Annotated in this window: 9 protein-coding genes and 1 tRNA gene; 5 read left to right on the top strand and 5 right to left on the bottom strand. The window is 36.8% G+C overall.

The annotated features are described in order from the left end of the window. Window positions 1-21 precede the first annotated feature (21 nt). Together ICG50_RS05225 and prmC are read left to right on the top strand one after the other, a co-directional pair. Window positions 22-507: a GNAT family N-acetyltransferase gene (locus ICG50_RS05225; RefSeq protein ID WP_187659855.1), complete on the top strand. Its 486-nt coding sequence runs from the start codon at window positions 22-24 to the stop codon at window positions 505-507. Continuing rightward, a complete protein-coding gene (gene prmC / locus ICG50_RS05230) occupies window positions 508-1362 on the top strand; it encodes a peptide chain release factor N(5)-glutamine methyltransferase (RefSeq protein ID WP_187659856.1) in 855 nt (284 codons plus the stop codon). Window positions 1363-1396: 34 nt separating this feature from the next. On the opposite strand, the gene ICG50_RS05235 is transcribed toward prmC, so the two are convergent. Continuing rightward, window positions 1397-2644, bottom strand: a complete 1248-nt coding sequence (locus ICG50_RS05235) for an ABC transporter permease (RefSeq protein WP_187659857.1) — start codon at window positions 2642-2644, stop codon at window positions 1397-1399. Between the two features lie 158 nt (window positions 2645-2802). Between ICG50_RS05235 and hisS the strand changes: the two genes are divergently transcribed. Then, window positions 2803-4161, top strand: a complete 1359-nt coding sequence (gene hisS / locus ICG50_RS05240) for a histidine--tRNA ligase (RefSeq protein ID WP_187659858.1) — start codon at window positions 2803-2805, stop codon at window positions 4159-4161. Between the two features lie 96 nt (window positions 4162-4257). Here the strand turns inward: hisS and ICG50_RS05245 are convergent, their stop codons facing one another. The 3 genes from ICG50_RS05245 to ICG50_RS05255 all read right to left on the bottom strand — a co-directional run bounded on the left by ICG50_RS05245 (window position 4258) and on the right by ICG50_RS05255 (window position 17015). Further along, window positions 4258-13155, bottom strand: a complete 8898-nt coding sequence (locus tag ICG50_RS05245; RefSeq protein ID WP_187659859.1) for a DUF8202 domain-containing protein — start codon at window positions 13153-13155, stop codon at window positions 4258-4260. Between the two features lie 302 nt (window positions 13156-13457). Continuing rightward, entirely contained in the window at window positions 13458-16643 is a 3186-nt protein-coding gene (locus ICG50_RS05250; RefSeq protein ID WP_187659860.1) for a DUF8202 domain-containing protein, read from the bottom strand. A 298-nt stretch (window positions 16644-16941) separates the two neighbouring features. Next, window positions 16942-17015: transfer RNA gene (locus tag ICG50_RS05255), tRNA-Met, on the bottom strand. A 143-nt stretch (window positions 17016-17158) separates the two neighbouring features. Between ICG50_RS05255 and ICG50_RS05260 the strand changes: the two genes are divergently transcribed. Both ICG50_RS05260 and ICG50_RS05265 read left to right on the top strand, forming a co-directional pair. Next, a complete protein-coding gene (locus ICG50_RS05260) occupies window positions 17159-17551 on the top strand; it encodes an START-like domain-containing protein (protein ID WP_187659861.1) in 393 nt (130 codons plus the stop codon). Window positions 17552-17600: 49 nt separating this feature from the next. Then, window positions 17601-18437 (top strand): aminotransferase class IV, encoded by an 837-nt coding sequence (locus ICG50_RS05265; protein WP_187659862.1) that lies wholly within the window; start codon window positions 17601-17603, stop codon window positions 18435-18437. On the opposite strand, the gene ICG50_RS05270 is transcribed toward ICG50_RS05265, so the two are convergent. Next, window positions 18434-18994 carry a YqgE/AlgH family protein gene (locus ICG50_RS05270; protein ID WP_187659863.1) on the bottom strand — a complete coding sequence of 187 codons (561 nt, stop codon included), beginning with the start codon at window positions 18992-18994 and terminating at the stop codon, window positions 18434-18436. The two genes, ICG50_RS05265 and ICG50_RS05270, sit on opposite strands and share 4 nt — an antisense overlap. Window positions 18995-19000: the final 6 nt, after the last annotated feature.

Consider the following 19000-nt stretch of genomic DNA (forward strand, 5'->3'; position numbering starts at 1 on the left):
AAATAAGACATTACTTTTAGAATGAGTAGCATACAAATCAGAGAAATCCAAAAGCAAGACAATCAGCAAATTGCAGCGGTAATACGAGAAGTTTTTATTTCAGATAATTTCCCCAAAACCGGAACTGCTTTTGCCGATGTGCAATTGGATTTTATGTTTGAAGCTTATGACCAAGCGCGAGCGACTTATTTTGTAGTCGAGAATGAGGGCAAAATCATTGGTGGAGCAGGCGTGAGTCAATTGGAAAACACTACAGAAAATATCTGCGAATTACAAAAAATGTACTTTTTACAAGAGGCGAGAGGAAAAGGGATTGGTTCCCAAATGATTCAAAAATGTTTGGAAAAAGCCACTGAATTAGGTTACGAAAAATGCTACCTCGAAACCTTACCTGAAATGGTAGCCGCTCAAAATTTGTATAAAAAAATGGGTTTTGAATACCTTTGCGCGCCTTTGGGCAATACCGGTCACACAACTTGCCCCGTTTGGATGATTAAAAATTTATAGATGCTAATTAAAAACTACAAAACTACTTTTCTTCAAGAACTTTCTACTTTGTATGATGAAAAGGAAATCGAGAGTTTCTTTTATTTAATATTGGAAAGTTTTCACCACAAAAAGCGAATTGATTTGGCGCTTAATCCGGAAATGGAAATGGACGCTGTACAATTGTTACGTTGGGAAAGTGTGTTGGTCGAATTGAAAAAGCAAAAACCCATTCAATATATTTTAGGGGAAACAGAATTCTATGGCTTACCGTTTTTAGTCAATGAAAATGTTTTGATACCACGGCCGGAAACGGAAGAATTGGTCGAGTTAATTATTACAGAGGTAAAAGGGAAAAGGGAAGAGGGAAAAGTTAGGATTATAGATATTGGCACCGGAAGCGGTTGCATTCCGATTGCTTTAAAAAAGAATTTACCGAATGCGGAAGTTTATGCGATTGATGTCTCCGAAAAAGCATTGGCTACCGCTCAAAAAAATGCGGAATTGAATAATGTGGAAGTTTATTTTAGGTTGAAAGACATATTGGAAACCCAAGATTTAGAACAGCAATTTGATATTATCGTTTCTAATCCTCCTTATGTTCGGAATTTGGAAAAAGCGGAAATCAACTCGAATGTTTTAGAATACGAACCGCATTTAGCACTATTTGTTGAAGACAATGATGCTTTGCTCTTTTATCGAAAAATAACCAAATTGGCTAAAAAGAATTTATATGAGAATGGGCAATTGTATTTTGAAATCAATCAATATTTAGGTAAAGAAACCGTTGCTTTGGTAGAAAGTTTTGGGTTTAAAAAGGTGAAATTGATAAAGGATTTTTACGGAAATGACAGAATGATTTCGGCAACGCTATAATACTGAACACTGTCAACGGAACATTGAACACTAATTACTCATATCTCAGCGCCTCAATAGGGTCTAACTGAGAAGCTTTAATTGCAGGATACAATCCGGAAACTAAGGCTACTACAAAACTGGTGGCAAAGGCAGCCATAATGGCACCCCATGGAATTACAAAATCCCAGCCGGCACTCAAACAGATTAAAAACCCAACCAAGATTCCGAAGATTATTCCAAAAATTCCTCCGATTTGTCCGATGGTTAAAGTTTCAATAAAAAACTGCATGGCGATGGTGCTTTTCTTGGCGCCAAGCGATTTCCTCACGCCAATTTCACGCGTCCTTTCGGTTACGGAAACAATCATAATATTCATTAAAGCGATGGAAGAGCCGAGTATGGTAATAATTCCGATTACCCAGGCCGATAGGTTTAAATAGCCCGCTAAATCAGCTATTCGGTTAATTAAATCATCGCTTCTCGAAATGGCAAAATTGTTGTCTTCGACCGGATTTAGTCTTCTCACTTTTCGCATGGTGATCAAAGCATCGTCAATGGCTTCATCCAAAAATTCTTTATTGACCACTTTCATGCTCAAGGAATAATTGATGCTAGGTGCTGAAAACATGGAACGTGCTACTTGAATAGGAATCATAACTCTCAAATCTTGGCTGTTCCCAAAGGTTGAACCTTGCTCTTTTAACACGCCAATTACCCTGAATTTGGCTCCGCGAATGGTTAAGATTTTATCGATAGGATTGACATCTCTCAGTAAGCCATCTTCGGAAACAAAATCGGAACCAACGATACATGCATAAATATTATTAGAAATGTCGAAAGTATTGAAGCTTCTTCCTTCTGTAATTTCTATACCGGAATTGCTCAAAAAATGTTCGTCTATGCCTAAAACGGAAATCTCCGGATCCGTTTTTTGGTTTTCGAATTTCACTTCAGCTGCTGATGTGGCTACGAAAGACAGTGAGGTTTGCGTTAAGGGATAATTGTATTTTTCTTTAAAGGTTTTGGCTTCAGTATAGGTGATAATTGGGTTGACTTTTTCTACTTCGCCACCACCTCGACGACGATTTCTGAATTCGTATTGATTGATGTTGAAGGTATTAGAACCCATTGAGGCAAAGCTTGAATTTAGGTTGTATTCGATGGCAGTTACCACGGTTAGTATCCCAACCAAAGCGGTGATTCCAATAGCAATAATAATAACCGTTAATACTGTGCGGAGCAATTGTGTTCGAATGGAACCCAACGCAATTTTTACATTTTCTCTTAATAATCCAATCATAACGGTAATTTGACACTAAAATACAGCTTTTGTTACAAGAATATTGAGTTGGTTGTGGAAAATAGTTTTAAAAAATAAGATATTTGCCAAATGAATTTTAAATATCAAATATCAGATATGAAATATTTAAAATCTAATATTTAAAATCTAATATCAAAATGGCACAAAAACCAAGTATTCCCAAAGGCACCAGAGATTTTTCACCTACAGAGGTTTCCAAGCGTAACTATATTATTTCGGTGATGCGTTCCCATTTCGAGAAATTTGGTTACCAACCGATAGAAACACCTTCGTTTGAAAACTCGGATACTTTGATGGGTAAATACGGGGAAGAAGGCGATCGTTTGATTTTTAAAATATTGAATTCGGGTGATTATTTGGACAAAGTGCCCACTTCAGAACTCCAAACCATAAACTACAAACAACTCACCGGAAAGATTTCCGAGAAAGCCTTGCGTTACGACCTAACCGTGCCTTTTGCGCGTTATGTGGTGCAACATCAAGGCGAGATTGAGTTTCCGTTTAAGCGATACCAAATTCAACCGGTTTGGCGTGCCGACCGACCTCAAAAAGGCCGATTCAGAGAGTTTTACCAATGTGATGCGGATGTGGTGGGCTCAACATCGTTATGGCAAGAAGTCGAGTTAGTGCAATTGTACGATTCAGTTTTTGCTGAGTTAGGTTTGGAAGGCGTTACCATCAAAATTAACAACCGTAAAATTTTATCCGGAATTGCTGAGGTGATTGGCGCCTCGGATAAGTTGATTGACTTTACCGTGGCTTTAGACAAGCTTGACAAAATAGGAGAGGAAGGCGTTAAGAAAGAAATGATAGAAAAAGGCATTTCAGAAAACGCTTTATTAAAAGTACAACCATTGTTCAGTTTTACCGGAACGATTCAAGAGAAATTAGAAAAATTAGCCGGTTTACTTTCGACTTCAGAAGAAGGAAAAAAAGGAATTGAAGAGCTGCGTTTTATTTGTGACAACGTAACTAAACTTGGTTTGCAAAAGGCCAAATTAGATTTAGATGTGACTTTAGCGCGCGGTTTGAACTATTATACCGGAGCTATTTTTGAAGTTTCGGCACCGGAAGGAGTGGCCATGGGTTCCATTGGCGGTGGCGGAAGATATGATGACTTGACCGGGATTTTCGGTTTGAAAAATATGAGTGGTGTTGGGATTTCTTTTGGGCTTGACCGAATTTATTTGGTGCTCGAAGAATTAAATTTATTTCCGTTAACCGTTACGACTTCGACTCAAGTGATGTTTTTAAATTTTGGTGAAAGCCAAGCATTTGAAGCCATGAAAGCAATCAACACTTTACGTGGCAATAACATCAAGTGTGAATTGTATCCTGATGTGGCTAAAATTGACAAACAATTTAAGCATGCAGAACGAAGAAATATTCCTTTTGTTGTTAAAGAAATAAACGGAAACACTTTTATTTTGAAGAACCTAAAATCCGGCGAACAATCGGAAACCGATCTATCGGGTATTTTAGAGAAATTAGTTTAAGCGTTACTAGTATCAGCATAATCTTTGGGGCTTTTAGTTAAAAAAAACGCTCCACTTTTGCAGAGCGTTTTTTAGTGTCAAAATAAATATAAAAAATTACTTAATTAGGATTTTCTTAGTGATATCACCTTTGTCAGTGGTGATTTTTACAATATAACCTCCGGTGCTTAAACCATTTATTGGTAAATGCATAACCGTTTGATTTTGGTTTTTAATATCCCATGTAATTACTTGTTGTCCAAGTAAATTGTACAATGAAACAGATTTTATCGCAACTTCAGCCAATTCGTTATTGATATTAACCATGTTGTCAATTTGCGTATGGGTTACTCCAACACCATAAGGCAATTCATTTTCATTAGTACCTAAAGCGGTTGGATTCACAAATGTCAAGAAGAATCTGTTTTCAAATGTTCCTTCCGGCATATTGATTTGGAAAGCTTGAGATTTGATATCGTGGTACATTTCTGTTACATTGTCGTAGATAAAAATATCTTGGCTTTCGTCAATATTTTCTGTGTTGTTTAGGCTGAATTTCACGTTTCCGGCGATGGCATTTTTGATGCCTATCGGGTAAGTTTTGCTGGCGTCGAAAGTACCTTCACCTTGAATGTTCAATTTATCATCGCCATTAATGAAATACATGTCATTAGTTAATGCTTCGATACTTAAGGCATCATATCCGTTATCAAAACTTGCTGTAGCATTATCGTTCATGAACCCTAACAATATTTCTCTGTGGTAATTGTTAGCTGAAGTATAGCCTAATCTAAGTTTCATAAATTCTTCCACTTCAAAGCTATCTTCCGAGTTATTATTATTCGGGTCATTGCTAAAAGGAGCATTGGTATTATTTCTGAATAGAGTATAAGAATCAGCATTGTCTTCTTTCACGAAAAGTCTTTGGTTATTGTTGAAGGTTATCGTGCCACCCGAAACTGAACCGGTTACAAAGAAACCTTGCCCAACCGGGATAAATCTTTTGGCAACTTTAGCACTTGATCCTAAGCCACTAACTCCTGCCGGAGCAACCGGAGCTGTTCCGCCTACTTTAGTATATGTTGCATAGCCACCTTGGTATTCATAAGTAATATGAGAATTATTAGTTCCAAAGTGTTCCCAGAAATATAAAGTTCCGGTTATGCTGGCAATATTATCATCGATGAATTGGTTGGCATCAATGGCTGAAGCAAATGGATTTCCACAAAGGTTTAAGTTATTAGCTGAAACTGGTGAAGTGATAGTACCATTGTTTGGTTTTCCAACAAAAGTATAGTTTTGGTTAGCAGACACAGCGTTTGAACCTTTCATAGTGTACCCTTGACCGGCTAAAAGCGTTCCATTTGGCCCAACTGCAGACCAGTTAGCGTAGTCATTACTTAAGTTTTGGAATTTAAATATCCAATAGCTAGCAATTGTTATCGGACTTGTGGCTGCACCATTTAATCCGGCAGACCAGTTTAGGTTTTGAGGAGTAGCCGTTGTTCCGTCTTTCATTACATCTGCTAGAGTGTAACCATGATTGATAGTAGTACTGTTTATAGTACTTACCGGAGATGTCCAATAATTATAGTTGAAAGTATTTGCTTGTCCTTGTTGGTCTCTTTCGATAGAACCTGAACTTGTTACATCTAAATCACTATTATTGGTTTGTACCAATTGGGATTTTCCGGTTAAATCGATTTTACCATCTAATTTCAAATAGTGTGAAATTTCAATTTTAGTATCGTTTAGAGCGGACAAAGTATTGCTATTCACAATTAAACCCAGTAAAGTTTTGTTTCCAGTTGAGCTAACGTTATGGTTTGTTCTAACGATATTCCAGTTAATAGGAGTAGTGCCGTCAACAATAGAAATACTGTTAGGTAATTGTTGGATGGTCCCGTTTGACCATGTAGTAACGTTAGACCATGAGCCATCAGCCGCACTTTGGTAGGGTTGAGGAGAAGACTGAACTGTAATAGTCGTTTTATTTGGTAAAAATACATTTCCTCTATTGTTATTTTGAGAATCATCATTGATGTGTGTGCCAATGAATGAGTTCATAGAATAATAAGCTTGAAGATTACTCCAGTTTAATGTATTGATGTCATTTTTAGAAATACTGGTTGGTAAAACAGCACCTCTAGTAACCGTACCATTTTGTTGTATCTCTTGGTTCATAACGAATTTTAATTCCGTTAGTGTTATGGCTTTATTCCATAATCTGAACTCATCGATATCTCCGTTAAAGAAATTTCGGGTATCTGATTTTGATCTGTTTTCAGCACCGATGGAAAAAGTATTGGTATTTGCAACTGGAGCTGCTGAAGCAACTGTTGAGTCTAATACACCATCGATGTAAAGTTTAATAGATCCACTTGAATAGATTACGGCGATGTTATGCCATTCTGAATTTGGTAAAGTAGTGGCAGAAGTTAATGTAGTTCCGCCGTTCCAAGTAACATTAACTTTATTGTTTGTTGACAAATAAACTCTGAATCCAGTCGAACCATCATATTTAGAAACAATTGTTCTGTCATTTGCCAAAGCATTCGCTCCGGTTGGTCTAATCCAAGTCATCAATGAAAAAGTATTGTTTAGGTTATTGGCGTTTCCAACTTTCATTATATCATCAGTACCATCAAAAGTAGCGTGTCTTGAGAAAACACTTTCATGAGCTACACCAAAGGTGAAGAATTTAGTGCCGTCAAAGTCATAAACAGTTTCTTGGTTCGTTCCATTAGTTGTTAAGAAAATAGTTTCTAATCCTGTTGTAAAAGCGGCATCAGAAGCCACAATCATTACATAAGCATCATTTCCGGACAAAGCAGGTAAGTTAGCGAATGCCGATGTTGGTACAGCTACTTTTGCGGTTGCTACATCACCACCAACTTCAACAATTTTCCATTTTTTGTTTGGAATATCTGTTAGAGTAGTAACGTTAGAAGTACCACCGAAAGTTAGTGTTAAATCAGTTCCTGAATCGTTCATATTTGCGCCGTTGTCACCCCAGATTAGGTATTTTTTATCAGCATCAAAAGCATTGGTATTAGCCGTATTTGTGGCAGCAATTGTTCCTAATCCGATAGTTAAAATGCTATTAGCATTTACGCTTTTAGATTGTTTCTGGTTCAATTTTGAAATATCATCTCTTCCAATACCTGCGATATCAAAGTTATAACCGGAATTGGCAATAGCGTCCCAAATAATGGTTCCGTCAGAGCCCAAATAGTTTTGAGAAGTTCCGTTTATTCCTAAAGTTATGCCGTATTTAATACCTAAATAAGTCTCAATTTTAGTTCTTTCAGTAGCGTCATTTTTTCTAGAGCTGTAAGTAATCACTTCGGCAATTCTTCCGTCTAAACTTCCATCCCAGGCTTCACTTCTTCCGATCCAGTATTGGCTGTCATTAATGTTTCTGTGTTTAGCGTTGTTAACTTCAGTTGTTGCAATATTATTAGCATTGTAATACAATTGCATACCAGTGTTTCCTGAATTATTTCTAATATTTATAATTCCGGGACTGTTGTATTGCGTACTTGTGCTAACTTCAGCCGTTCCATATGATGTAGAAGTTCCAGAAGTATAAGAAAGAACTTCGTTGGTAAATCTTGTGTCAACATTTCCGTAAGAAATACCGGTTTTGGTATTTTGAGCGCATGGAGCACTTTTCCCGGCAAATACATCCATGCTGTTTAAAGCTGATGTTACTGTAACATCCGGAATAACTACTACGAATGTATCTTGAGAATAGTATCCGTTTGTTCCTTTTAAATATTGTCTTGAACTATTCAAATCTGTATATACCTGAGAAGGTGTATTATAAGGATTGGTAAAATCTACAACAGCATTAAAATTGATGTTGGAAGCTGGATTATTACGATATCTTGGCGCTCCAACAGCAGCAGGTTTAATAGCATTCGCTCCTCTTGCTTGTGTGAACCAAGTAGTTACAGGTGTATTGTCTGCCACAGTGGTAGTTCCGTTTAATAAATCAGAACGCAACCATAATTGTAAGTTTGAAGTTACTCCACCCGGAGCATTTGTAATTGTTGAAGGCAATGAATTTACTGGCCATCTTATAATTACTTTTCCATCTGCTCCACGTCCACCGGTACCTTGATTTACACCATTATTCCCGTTTCTGCGTCCGCCACCGCCACCGCCACCCGGTGCGATTCCCGGAGAACCGTCTCCATTGGAAGAAGTATATCCATTTCCGCCATTTCCGCCATTACAAGTGGCAATAGCTCCTATATTTGTAGCTGCATCTACCCCCATATTTTCACCGGCTTCAGCACCAGCACCACCGCCACCGCCATAAGAACTGGTTAAACCGTTAGCGCCATTTCCTCCTCTAGAAGTAATATCACCTATACTTGCTGCAGCATTTCCGCCAGCACCACCTAAAATGGCATTGTTAAGCGCCGTAGTACCTCCTTTAGCTAGAAAAGTTGACGTGTCAATAAACCAAGAGTCACCTCCGTTTGCAACACTAGTTGCCCCTAATCCAACATTAACAGTGTAAGTATTTCCCGGAACTACAGGAATAGATTTTGAAGCATAAGCACCGCCACCGCCGCCACCGCCAACTCTTCCTAAATTCAATCCATCGCCACCTTTTCCACCTCCACCCCAAGCTTCAACAGTTACTTGGTAAACACCAGCCGGAACAGTAAAAGTTCCTGATGAAGTAAAAGTTTGTGATGTGATGGCCAATACTTTAGTTGATGTAGAAGTTGTACATGGAGCAGTTCCTGTAGCGGTTAGCGTTAAAGTTATACCACCTTGTGTTAAACTGGTTGTAATATCAGCTGCACTAGGAGTATAGGTACACGCTGTTAAAGAAGTAGGATTTGTAAAAGTACCCGTTCCACTTGATGTCCACACTATAGATGTATAGTTTGAAGCGGACGAATTGGCAGTAATATTCACTGTTCCACAAGTAGAGCATGTAGCAATATCTGAACCAGCATCCACAACCGGAGCAAGAACAAATGTTAAGGTTTTGCTTGAGGTTACATTTGGACAACTAGTGTTAGATGCCGTTAGTGTCAAAATTACATTTCCAACCGTTATATCATCAATACTAGGAGTATAAGTACATGTTGTTAGTGAATTTGGATTGGTAAAAGTTCCTGTTCCGTTAGAAGTCCACGTAGCAAGTGTATGATTAGTTGCACTAGAACCTGTTGTAACATTAATAGCCGTATCAGAAGAGCAATTTGTAAATGATGATCCGGCTACGGCTGTCATAGTGCTACTAATGTTAATTGTTTTAGTATCAGTAACAGTTGCACATGGTGCAATTCCAATAGCTGTAAGAGTCAAAGTTGCACTTCCAGTTGTGATATCAGCCGCGCTAGGAGTATAAGTACAGTTTGTTAAAGAATTTGAATTTGTAAATGTACCGGTACCACTTGATGTCCAGGTGATAGAAGTATAATTTGTAGCACTGGAATCGTCAGTAATATTTACCGCACCAGTTGTTGAACAAGTGTTTATTACTGTTCCGGCAATTGCAGTTGGTGAAGGACTAATAGTTACAGTTTTTGTAGCAATAGCATTGTCACAACCTGCATTTGAAGCAGTTAAAGTAAATATTACATTTCCATTAGCAATATCGTCTGCACTTGGTGTATAAGTGCATGTTGTTAGAGAATTTGCATTAGTAAAAGAGCCAGTTCCATTGGATGTCCAAGTTATACTTGTTTGGTTAGTAGCACTAGAACCTGCAGTGATATTAATTGATCCGCCAGAATAACAGGTTGAGAAATTTGGACCAGCAACCGCATTTGGACCCATACTAATGATAATATTTTTTGTTGATGTGACAGCAATACATGGGGCATTTCCGTTAGCAGTAAGTGTTAATGTTACGATTCCTGCCGTTATATCATCAGCACTTGGTGTATAAGTACATGTTGTCAAAGAGTCAGGATTCGTAAATGTCCCCGTTCCACTAGAAGTCCAAGAGACAGAAGTATAGTTAGTTGCATTGGAACCTGCAGTTATGTTTACGTCACCATTACTTGAACAAGTGTTTATTTCAGTTCCGGCTATTGCAGTTGGAAGCAAACTTATTGTTACTGTTTTAGTTGCTGTTGCATCAACACATCCCACGTTTGAAGCAGTAAGGGTAAAAATTACATTACCTGCAGTAATGTCAGCAGCACTAGGAGTGTAAGTACAGTTTGTCAAAGAATCAGCATTGTTAAAAGTACCGGTTCCGTTCGATGTCCAAGCTATACTTGTTTGATAAGTAGCATTTGAACCTGCCGTAATATTTATAGCTCCCGAATCGTAACAAAATGAAAAATCTGAACCAGCATCTGCGGTGGCTTGATTATTTATAATTACTGTTTTTGTAGAAATAACAGTAGAACAAGGAGTGTTTCCGGTTGCCGTTAATGTTAAGATAACACTTCCTGCTGCTATATCAGCTGGGCTAGGAGTGTATGTGGCTAAAGTTAGAGAGTTTGCATCAGTAAAAGTACCTGATCCGTTTGATGACCATGTTACAGTTGTGTAATTTGTGGCCACAGATCCAGCAGTTATATTTATTGCCCCTGAAGAATAACAGGTGTTTATAGTTGTACCAGCCACTGCTGTAGGTGAAGGAACAAATGTTACCGTCTTAGATGAAGTTAAATTACTACACCCTGGATTTGAGGCAGTTAAAGTAAGGATGACATTTCCTGAAGCTAAATCAGCAGCACTTGGTGTATAGGTACAAGTTGTTAAAGAATTTGCATTGGCGAATGTGCCTGTGCCATTTGAAGTCCAAACTATTTCGGTTTGATTGTTAGCACTAGAACCTGTTGTAATATTAATAGTGCCTGAAGTTGAACATGTATTAAAATCTACTCCGGCAATTGCAGACATTGGACTGTAGAAAGTTAACGTTTTTGTTGACGTTACATTTGAACAAGGAGCATTTGCATTTGCCGTAAGGGTTAAAATAACACTACCCGCAATAAGATCATCGGTGCTAGGAGTATAAGTTGCCAAAGTTAATGAGTCTGCATTTAAGAAAGTACCCGATCCATTTGACGTCCAAACAACAGTTGTATAATTTGTAGCTGAAGATCCAGCAGTTATGTTTACTGAAGTGTCGCTAATACAAGCGCTGATAGCTGTTCCGGCTGAAACTGTAGGTAAAGCAACAATTTCTAACTTCTTGTCTGCTGTTACATCGCCACACCCTTCGTTTGAAGCTGTTAATGTAATTGTTACAACTCCTGCAGTAATATCGTCTGCACTAGGTGTATAGGTACAAGTTGTTAATGAATTTGGGTTTGTAAAAGTCCCTGTGCCGCTAGATGTCCAGGTTACAAGAGTCTGATTAGTTGCACTAGAACCATCAGTAATATTAATACCTCCGCCAGTAGAACACGTAGAAAAATCATCTCCAGCTACTACTGAAACAGGACTTGTAATAGTTAATGTTTTTGTAGCAGTTGTATTGCCACAAGGTGCATAACCATAAGCAGTTAATGTTAGTGTTATCGTACCGGAAGCTATATCAGCAGCACTAGGAGCGTAGGTACATGTTGTTAGAGAATCGGCATTTGAAAATGTACCGGTTCCGTTTGAAGTCCACATTACAGTTGAAAAATTTGAAGCATTGGCTCCAGCAGTTATGTTTAGATCAAGTAAAGTTGAACAAGTGCTTACAGCGGTTCCAGCGTTAGCACTCGGAGCTGTAATTAAAGATAATATTTTAGTTGAAGTTGCATCAACACAACCTGGATTTGCAGCATTAAGTGTTAATACCACACTTCCGGCTACTATATCAGCTGGACTTGGATTATATGTACATGTTGTTAAAGAATTAGCATTTGTAAAAGTCCCTGTTCCACTAGTTGTCCATGTAACTGTTGTGTAATTTGTAGCACTAGAACCTGCTGTAATTGCAATATTAGTATCAGAAGAACATGCAGTAATGTTTGTACCTGAATTAGCAGTAGGCGTAGAATTTGCAATTAAAGTTGTAGTATTGAAATTGCTTATGCTATTGCTACAGTATGAAGAGGCCAAATTTGTTATGGTTACTGTTGTGGTTCCTAAATTTACTAGAGATGTTGAAAAAGTTCCTGTTCCCGGACTTCCGGCAGTAAAGTTCATTGTTGCAGTATTACCGATAGCAGTGGTTGCACCACTAAGGTTATAAGTTACGGTGTAGGTTCCCGTAGCCAAAGAAGAAGAATTAAGGGAGACACTAGCTACTGAAGCACCACATAATGGACTATTTGAAGTAGTTGGGCTAGTAAGCGCATAGGTAGGACAAGTATAAGTTATCACAGCATATCCTTGACGTCCGTTTCCTCCTGCAGAGTTTCTGGTACCGCCACCGCCACCGCCGCCATAATTGGTTAGGGAAGAAGAACCTGCACCACTTGCAGCAGTTGTACCATTACCTCCAGCACCTGCGTTTCCTCCACCGGCTGCACCACCGTTTGGCACCGAGCCTATACCTCCATTATTTGTAGTTCCGCCGCCGCCGCCGCCGCCGCCGCTACCAATACCATTCAATCCAGCACCACCTGAACCACCATTGAAGGTAGATCCTGTTCCGCCAATTCCGCCAGCGCCACCATTACTGTAACCAAAACCTCCAATACCTCCATTGGCAGTTATGGTTGTTGCACCAAAAACGGCAGTTGTATTACCTCCGCTCACCCCATTAGGTGAAGCACTAGATATTGCGCCAGTACCACTTGCACCTATAGTTATCGTATAAGTTGTTCCAGCGATAACAGGAACACTAATGTTTCTTGAGTAGCCACCACCACCACCACCACCGGCACCATCTCTATTGCTAGTGCCTCCAAAACCACCACCACCACCACCACCATAGGCTTCTACTTGTATAGTAGACACACCAGCTGGAGCTGTAAAGGTTCCTGAGTTTGTATAAATGATCTGTGATTGTGTATAACCTATACTAATTACGAAGAACATAATTAGCGTTATATATTTTTTTCCTAATTTAAATTGTTTGTTTTCCATAACTCTTACTTTTAAGTATGTACTTGTTTTTTTTTGACAATTCAAATTTAGTTAAATCGTTAAAATAAATCGACAAAAAGCATTAAAAAATCGATGAAATGCAAACATAAGAATTATATAAGTGTAAAAAACTTACAAAATTATATTAAATTATGAAAGATTTTAACCTCTTTTTTTGAAGTAATTAACTCGATAAGTTTTTTTTTTTAGATTGTAAAATGAATTTATCTAGTGACTTTCATAAAATAAAGGCATAAAAAAAACTCCACAAAGGGAGTTTTTTTATATTGGGGTAAAACCTATCAGTTAGTGACAATCTTTTTACTAATACTTCCTTTGTTTGTATTTACTTTAACAATATAAGTACCCGTATTTAGAGTAGGCAAAGTCAATTGAATGTTTGTTTGACTTTGGTTGTCAAATTCCCAATTTGTAATGTTTTGCCCTAATAAATTATATAAAGTCACTGATTCAATAGTTACTTCTTGTAACTCATTCTTGATATTAATGATGTCATTTGATTGAGAATGAGCTATAGTTAATCCGTTTAAAAATTCATTTTCATTAGTTCCTAATGCTGTGGTTGAATTGAAACGAAGAGAGAATCGGTTATCAAAAGTACCAGCCGGTAAATTGATTTCTATTTGCTGTGATTTGATATTATGGTATTCGTTGGTTACGTTATCATAGATATAAACGTTTTGATTGTCCTCTAAGTTTTCGGCGATATCGATGCCAAATTTCACTATACCGGCCACCGAATTTTTGACACCAATCGGATAGATATTATTTACATTAAAGTAGCCATCACCTTGAATATTTAATTTTGTGCCATTATTTATGAAATACATATCATTTGAATGCGATTCAAAACTTATTCCATCATAGCCATTGTCAAAACCTGAAGTGGCATATTGATTCATGAAACCAAGTAAAATTTGTCGGTGATAATTATTAGCAGAATCAAAACCTAAACTTAGTTTTGTAAATTGCCCTTCATCTACAAAGTTATCTTCATTGTTGATGTTTATAGAACTAGTTGCAGTAACGGAATTTGTTCTGAACAAATTATATGATTCTATATTATTTTCTTTAATAAATTTTCTTTGACCGTTATTGAATATAATCGTTCCGCCTGTTTCAGAACCTGTAACAAAAAAGCCTTGACCAACCGGAATGAACCTGTTTGGCACTTTGCTGCTTGACCCTAAACCACTTACATAAGAAGGAGCAACAGGTGCGGTTCCGCCTGTTTTAGTATAAGTGGCATATCCGCCTTGATATTCTTCCGTATAATGTGAAGCATTGGTATCGTAATGTTCCCAAAAGTATAGCGTACCGATTATGCTGGTAGCATTGTCATCAATGAATTGATTAGCATCTATTGCAGAAGGGTAAGGATTTCCACAAAGGTTTAAGTTGTCTGCTGAAACTGTTGAGGTGATTGTACCATTGTTAGGCTTGCCGACAAAAGTATAGTTTTGAGTAGGTGAAGGGGCATTACAACCCTTTAAAGTATATCCGTTTCCGGCTTGAAGAAGTCCGTTTTGGCCAACTGCACTCCAATTAGAAGTACCATCTCCAATTTCCTGAAATTTAAAAATCCAGTAATTGCTCAACGTAATCGGACTTGTTGGAAAACCATCTATACCGGCAGTCCAATTAAGATTTTGTGGGGTTGAGGTTGTTCCGTCTTTCATAACAGCCGCAATAGAAAAACCATGATTGTTGGATAAAGCACTGATAGAAGATACCGGAGATGACCAATAATTATAGTTGTATTGGCTAGATTGTCCTTGTTGATCACGTTCAATATAACCTGCACTTGCCATATCTAATTCACTATTGTCCGTTTGTACCAATTGTGATTTTCCTGTCAAATCTATACTTCCGTCTAACTTTAAGTAATGTGAAATTTCTATTTTAGTATCGTTAGTGGCAGATAATTTGTTATTCATAACAAATAAGCCAAGAAGTGTTTTATTAGCTGATGAATTAATATTATGACTTGTTTTTACTATGTTCCAATCAATTGTAATGGAATTATTTACCAAGGAAGTACTGCAGGGAATTGATTGTATTGATCCGTTAACCCAAGTTGAAGCATTAGACCATAATCCATCAGCAGCAGTTTCATAAGGCATAGGTGCTGATTGCGTCGTCACAGTAACTTGGTTTTGAGCAAATAAACTTCCTCTGTTGTTATTCCATGAATCATCATCAATGTGTGTACCAATAAATGAGTTCATAGAATAATATGCTATAAGACTTGTCCACCTCAAATCGTTTACATCATTTTTAACAATTGAAGACGGTATAATAGTACCGCTGGTTACCGTTCCATTTTGAATTATTTCTTGGTTGATGATAAATCTTAATTGTTTTTCAGTTAATGCTCTATTCCAAAGTCTGAATTCATCTATATCACCTTTGAAGTGGTTTCTGACATCAACTTTACTTCTGTATTCTGCACCAATCGAAAAAGTATTAGTGTTTGAGATTGAGGCTACTGAGGCAACGGTATTATCAAGGACACCATCAATGTATAATTTCATAGTGCCACTAGAATAGAGGATAGTAATGTTACTCCATTTTGTATTTGGTAATCTTATTGATGAAGATATAATTCTGCCACTACTCCATATCATATTAATACGATTGTCATTGGATAAATAAACTCTATAGCCAGTTGAGCCATCATATTTTGAAACAATAGTTCTATCACTGAAAAGTGAGTTTTGACCTGTCGGTCTAATCCAAAACATCATTGTAAAATTAGGGGTCAAATTATTTACAGCGCCAAATTTCACTACATCATTAACGCCATTCAAGCTAATATGTCTTGAAAAATTAGTTTGATGTGCCACGCCAAAAGTGAAGTATTTCGTTCCGTCAAAATCATAATCACCAAGTTGGTTTAAACCGCTTGTTGTAAGGAATACAGTTTCAACATCAGATGAAAAAGAGGCATCACTTGCCACAATCATAACATAGGCATCGTTTCCTGTTAGAGAAGGTAGTCCACTAAAGTCAGATGTTGCCATAGAGATTTTAGTTTTAGCAACATCACCTCCGGTTTCTACCACTTTCCAGCTTTTGTTTGGCAAATCTACATAAGTTGTAACTCCGGATGTGCCACCAAAAGTAATTGTAACGTTAGTCCCAGAATCATTCATTGTTTGTCCGTTATCGCCCCAAACTAAGTAGGTCTTATCAGTGGCAAAAGAATTAGGATTGGCTGCATTTGAAGCAGCTATTGTACCTAAACCCACTTTGGGAATACTAATAGTATTTTGTTTTTCATTTATGCCTATTATATCGTCTCTACCGATTAGGCTAACGTTGTTGTTATAACCAATATTTGCTGTAGCATTCCAGATTATTGTTCCGCTTGAGTCGAAAAGATCTTGGCAAAATACTATTGAAGTTGCCATTAATGCAATTAAAGTGAAGCATACTTTTTCTAGGTTAAGTAGTGTTTTTTTCATAACTTTTGGGGATTAGTTAATGATTATTTTAAATGAAGACTAAAGACTTCACATGTTTATTTGACAGTTCAAAACTAAATAAGAAAATTTATTTTATCGATAAAAGTAACATTATAATCGATGAAATACACAAAAACATTAATATTTAATATAAAAAACTTACAATAATTTATTTAAAATCAGTTTTAGGATCTATTTAACTTATTCAAAAAAAAAGTGGTAATAAAATAAATCTTTTGAAAAAAGTAGTTGTAGGAAAACAAAAAAGGTCCGGAAAAATCCGGACCTTTTGAATTTGTAGCGAGGACGGGAGTTGAACCCGTGACCTCAGGGTTATGAATCCTGCGCTCTAACCGACTGAGCTACCTCGCCATCATAAGCATTCCCTGAATGCGGGTGCAAATATAAAATTAATATTTATGGGTGCAAACTAATAACAGTTATTTTTTTTATTTTCAAAAAACGTTTTTTTTTTGATTTTATATTCTATATATTTCCAAAAAATTTGTTGCATCATGGATAGTAAAATACGTTATGAGCTAGAGTTTCCTTTGAATTCTTCACCTCAATTATTGTATCAATATATTTCAACTCCTTCAGGGTTACAAGAATGGTTTGCTGATAATGTAAATTCCAGAGGTGAATTTTTTACCTTTATTTGGGACGGTGCTGAGGAAAATGCAAGACTTGCTTCCAAAAAAACCGGTGAAAAAGTAAAGTTTAAATGGGTTGATGATAACAAAAAAGATACAGAATATTATTTCGAATTGAGAATTTTAGAAGATGAAATTACTAAAGACGTCTCTTTAATGGTAGTAGATTATGCTATTGAAGACGAATTAGAAGAATCCAAACTTTTATGGGAAAACCAAGTTTCCGATTTAAAACACGTAATAGGTTCGATATAAATATTTTTATTACAGTATATTTGTCCCGCTAAAAAACGGGACTTTTTTTATGGTAAATTTTAACGGTGATATTCTGGATTCTGAATTGCAATTAACGGTTTCTAATCGTTCATTTCTTTATGGCGACGGTGTTTTTGAAACCTTAAAAGTAGTCGATAATAAAATTTTATTTTTCGAAGACCATTATTTCAGGCTGTTAGCTTCCATGAGAATTATCAGAATGCAAATCCCGATGTCATTTACTTTAGAATTTCTTGAAAGCCAGATTCTCACTTTGGTTAAACAACAAAATATCCAAGATTCCGCTCGAGTAAGATTGACTGTTTTCAGAAATGAAGGTGGTTTTTATTCTCCCACAGACCATTCGGTTTCCTTTGTAATCCAAGCAAGTGAGTTGCTTAATAAACAGTATGTCATTCAAAATAAGTCTTTTGAAGTAGATTTGTATAAAGATTTTGCAGTCATCAAACAATTGCTTTCGACATTAAAAACCAACAATAAAATTATCCAAATCACCGCCAGTATTTTTGCTCAAGAAAATCAATTGGATTCGTGTTTGTTGATTAATGAAGATAAAAATGTAATCGAAGCTACCAACGGAAACTTGTTTATGTTATGGAATAACCAATTGATTACACCACCAATTTCAGAAGGTTGTTTGAACGGAATTATGCGCAAGCAAATCCTAAAATTGGCCAAAGAGCTTGACAATATTGAAGTGATAGAAAAAGAAATTTCTCCTTTCGATTTACAAAAAGCAGATGAATTGTTCCTAACCAATGTGATTGTCGGTATCCAACCAATAACTAAATACCGCAAAAAGGAGTTTGAAACAAAATTGTCCAATGAGTTGTTGGCAAAACTAAATCAGTCGATTGACATTTAGTTCAAGATAGGATTTTCGGGTGCGTTGGACCAAATGAGGTATTCACCGCCCAATTCAATGATTTTTTCTTTCCAAAAGTGAACCGAAGCTTTGCTTAAAATTTTATTTTCATAAACATTTTTAGTCAATATCCATGAATTGGATAGCATTTCAGTTTCCAATTGCTCTGAATCCCAACCGGTATAACCCAAAAAGAAACGAATGTTTTTCTTTTTCAACAATCCTTTATTGATTAAATCTTTGGTCAAGTCAAAATCACCACCCCAAAATATCCCGTTAGAAATCTCTATGCTATTCGGAATCAAGTTAGGAACATTATGAATAAAGTATAGATTGTCTTGTTCCACCGGACCGCCATTGTAGATTTTAAATTTAGCGTCAATTTCCGGAAGCAAATCTTTGATGGTGTATTTTAAAGGTTTGTTCAAAATGAACCCAACCGAACCTTCCTCATTATGGTCGGCCAATAAAATTACAGATCTGTTAAAAGATAAATCACCTATGATAGATGGCTCAGCTATTAATAATTGACCTTTTTGTAATTTTTCTGAGATCATTTACAA

Source organism: Flavobacterium buctense (assembly GCF_014486695.1).
GTDB classification, from domain to species: Bacteria; Bacteroidota; Bacteroidia; order Flavobacteriales; family Flavobacteriaceae; genus Flavobacterium; species Flavobacterium buctense.